Origin of the sequence: Dyella sp. (assembly GCF_035277725.1) — a bacterium.
Taxonomy (GTDB): Bacteria; Pseudomonadota; Gammaproteobacteria; order Xanthomonadales; family Rhodanobacteraceae; genus Dyella_B.
In genome coordinates this window covers 1-3,536 of the sequence record NZ_DATEJY010000126.1, presented here as the reverse complement: position 1 = coordinate 3,536, position 3,536 = coordinate 1, and the positions used below count along the sequence as shown (strand labels likewise).

Annotated in this window: 3 protein-coding genes and 1 pseudogene; 3 read left to right on the top strand and 1 reads right to left on the bottom strand. The window is 60.4% G+C overall.

The window, feature by feature from the left end:
* Positions 1-141: pseudogene (locus tag VJR68_RS11830) on the top strand (peptide ABC transporter permease); the annotation flags it as partial.
* Between the two features lie 245 nt (positions 142-386).
* Positions 387-1,142, top strand: coding sequence for an NAD(P)-binding domain-containing protein (locus tag VJR68_RS11825; protein ID WP_324147875.1), 756 nt, complete (start codon positions 387-389; stop codon positions 1,140-1,142).
* An 86-nt stretch (positions 1,143-1,228) separates the two neighbouring features.
* Here the strand turns inward: VJR68_RS11825 and VJR68_RS11820 are convergent, their stop codons facing one another.
* On the bottom strand, positions 1,229-3,208 hold the full coding sequence (locus VJR68_RS11820) for a CocE/NonD family hydrolase (RefSeq protein WP_324147874.1): 1,980 nt from the start codon (positions 3,206-3,208) through the stop codon (positions 1,229-1,231).
* Between the two features lie 133 nt (positions 3,209-3,341).
* On the opposite strand from VJR68_RS11820, the gene VJR68_RS11815 reads away from it, so the two are divergent.
* Positions 3,342-3,536, top strand: a 195-nt coding sequence (locus VJR68_RS11815; protein ID WP_324147873.1) for a hypothetical protein, incomplete at its 3' end; no start/stop codon positions are given.

Below are 3,536 nucleotides of genomic sequence, written 5' to 3'. Positions count from 1 at the left end.
CATTACGAAACAGCGCGTCTTCCGACGCTCTACATCATCACCGGCGCCATGGTGATGCTGGTGCTCGGGCAGGCATCGGTGCTGGTGCCGGCACGGCGTGCGTCCAATGTGCCGCCGGTGGTGGCGACGCGGTCGGGTTGAGTACTTTGATTCAATGCTGACGTAACACTTGATATCTCGTCGTCACCGCGTGCCGATCTTTCAGCAGCGAGGAAAGCTTAAATCTGGCGACATGACGATCTTGGAAGTCGCTGGGCCTCGGCTTTTGCCGGGGCGACGAATTTTTTAATGCGTGACGATGCTGGGATTTCATCCCGGCCTACCGCGCAGAAGTCATCTGGAACGAGTATAAGTTCGTCGGCGACTTCTATGCGGAGAGCCATGTGATGCTCGGTGTTCTTGGGGTAGGCACGATCGCCACGGCGATGGTTACTGGCTTGAGCGAAGGCGATAACCCGCCGGATATCCTGCTTTCGCCACGCAATGCAGAATTGGCGGCGAAGCTTGCGGCGTTCTATCCGAACGTTCGCATGGCCGGCAGCAATCAAGCCGTCGTCGAGCAATCCGATGTCGTGCTGCTCTGCGTGCGGCCATCCGATGCGCCGCAGGTGATGGCCGAATTGCGCTTTCGGGACCAAAGCGTGATAAGCGTGATGGCTGGTGTTCCTCTCAAGGTGCTGCATGAACTTGTCGCGCCAGCGCAGCACATCGTGCGCGCCATTCCATTGCCATCCGTCGCCGTTCGACGCGGTGTCACGCCCTTGTATCCGGCCGCCGATTTTTCGCGCGAACTGTTCGATCGGCTGGGTCGTGTTATCGCGGTTGCCGATGAAACGGCGTTCGATTTGTTCTCCGCTTCGACCGCAACGGTTGCTGCGCATTTTCTCTATTTGAATCGGATCAGCGCCTGGCTCACCGCGCGCGGCATCGCGCAACGGCAGGCGCAGCAATACGTCGGCGCGATGTTTGCGGAGATTGCATCGTCGCTGCACGGCAGCGAGCTGGATTTCGGAATGTTGATGCGGCAACACGCCACGCCTGGCGGCATCAACGAGCTTTTCTGCCGGGTGGTTGGCGAAGAGGGCGTGTGGGAAGCCGTGGATAAAGGGCTTGATCGTGTCCAGCAACGGCTGATGCCGTAGGTTGGGGTGAGCGGAACGCGAACCCCAACATTCCCGATGCTGGCACGCCAGCTTGGGGTTCGGCTTTCGCCTCACCCCAACCTGCATCACATGGCAGCGCTTGGTACCACGGTAATGGTGATCTTGGACGGATGCTCGCTGTCGTGATGGATTGCGTTGTGCGCGACGACCCACTTGTCTTCGTCGTAGTTGTTGCCGCCGGTGTTGAGATTGCGATCGAAGCGCGGGAAGTTGCTGCTGGAAATATCCACGCGCAGCTTGTGCCCGGGTTTGAAGTAGTAGCTGGTGTCGATCGGCTGGAAGGTGACCTTGTACACCTGTCCGGGTGACATCCACGCCAGCGGCTTGTCGTAGCCATTGCGGTAGCGCATGCGCTGGATGTTCTCGGTGATATTGAAGGCGCGGCCATCGGGATACACATCGCTTACCTTGAAGGTGAAGTCGGTGTCCTTCGCGCTGGAGGAGACATACAACGTCACCGTGATCGGGCCGCTGACTTCCGTGCCTTGCTTGAACGGTTCGGTGTCGTAGACCAGCACGTCGTTGCGCGCTTCTTGCGGACGCTGATCGTAGGAGCCGAACTTCACCGCAGTGCCCTGGCAGCAGCCGCCGCCACCGAACGTGGGTACCGGGTTGGCCGGGTCGTAGACGAACTGATCGGGATGATCGGCTGTGGGCGCGGCGGCAACCAGTTTGCCATTGCCGTAGAGCGTGTTGGCCTGGCCCTCGCTGGTGAAATAAAAGTCTTGCGTGGTGGCGCCGGCTGGCGGCCAGGTATCGGCTTTTTCCCAGCGATTGGCGCCCATCAGGTAGTACATCACCTTGGGCTGCTTATCCAACGCGGGGCTGTTTTCGCCCTTGAGGTAATGATCGAACCAGCCGTAGACGAGGTCGTTGTAGTCGAAGCGTGCATCGCCCATGTCGAGGTCACCGACCATGGTGTGCTCGGTGGCGCGCGTGTAAGCGCAGTGCAGTACCGGTGCGATCACGGCGTATTGCTGATCGGCGACGGCTTTCGGCGCGGTGCGGCGCACTTCGTTGTAAGCGGCGAGATTGGGCGATACCGACACGTCGAACCAGCTCATGAACCACAGGCCCGGCTTGCTGATCTGCATGTTCTCGTGCCACAGGCCGCCCTTGTACCAGGCCGGATCATTCGGCGCGCGCGCGATCATGTCGCCGCCGGTCGCCACCGGCATATGCGTCTCGTAGATGCCGGGCGGGCCGCCCACTGCCTTGATGATGTCGTTCTCGGGCAGATGCCAGAACGCCTTGTCCCAGTCGACGGGCGGCATCTGCGGCGCGAGATCAAAGAAATGCGAAGCGTTGATCAATTCCGCCTGCGAAGTGCTCGACGGAAACATCGGCCGCACCTGGTTCTGGATGCCGTAGTCGTAGATCCAGGAAATAAACAGCATCTGCACCGCACCGCCGCGATACCAGTTGCCTTGCTCATAGTAAGGGCCGACATGGCCGACACCGGCGCCGAAACCCTGCACGTTGAAAGTGGCCAGCGAAGGATCGTTCTGCGCTACCACCGCAAGCTGCCACTCTGCCGTCGACGAGCAACCGGTGGTGCCGACTTTGCCGTTCGACCACGGTTGCGAAGACATCCACTTGAGCTCATCGGCGCCGTCGCTCAACGGCATGCCGAGGATGTCGTAGTTGCCTTGCGAGAAGAAGTGCCCGCGCTCCTGGATTTCCACGTATGCGTAGCCGTGCTTCACCGCTTCCAGCTCGCGCGTCATGTCGCGCGGCGCGCCGAGTTTCACGTCCCAGAAATTGAAGTTGTACGGCGTGCGCACGAAGATGATCGGCACCTTGCTCTCGCCCTTGGGGCGGTAAATGTCGGCGGCCATCAGCTTGCCGTCGCGCATCTTGATCATCACCTTGCGGTCGATCACCGCCACCTGTTCGAGCTCCTTCTCGGTGGCGTTGTGCTTGGCGATCAGCTCCGCCTGCGGGTCGGGTTTCTGCTGTGCGGTGGCCGGCGTGGCCGCGAGCAACGAAAGTCCGAACGTAGCCAACGCTCCGGCGAAGGCCGTAGCCAGTGGATTGAGGCGCATGTTGGTATCCCCTTGGAGCCGTTCCCTGAGTTTCGGCTAGCTGACGGCGCGGGGGAACCATGACTAAGGGCATAGGGTCGATTTGTTTGGCAGTGATGTGCTCTCTCCCGCGCGACGGCGGAGGATGCAAGGTTTGCTGGAGCGTCTTGGTGCTTTTGAAATGGATTCCGGCTTTCGCCCATTGCTGTCCGGGGAAATTCGCTGCGCTCCAGGCAAACATCTGCAACTCAACCGAAGCCCCTTTTTTCCCAGCAAATTCAAAGCTAGCGACTCGTCGCCCCGGCGAACGCCGGGGTCCAGTGCCTTTGAGTATCCGCAAGTCGCTAGG

Coding starts and splice junctions, on each gene's coding strand:
- VJR68_RS11820 (WP_324147874.1), bottom strand. CDS start 3,208: ATGCGCCTCAATCCACTGGCTACGGCCTTCGCCGGAGCGTTGGCTACG.
- VJR68_RS11825 (WP_324147875.1), top strand. CDS start 387: ATGCTCGGTGTTCTTGGGGTAGGCACGATCGCCACGGCGATGGTTACT.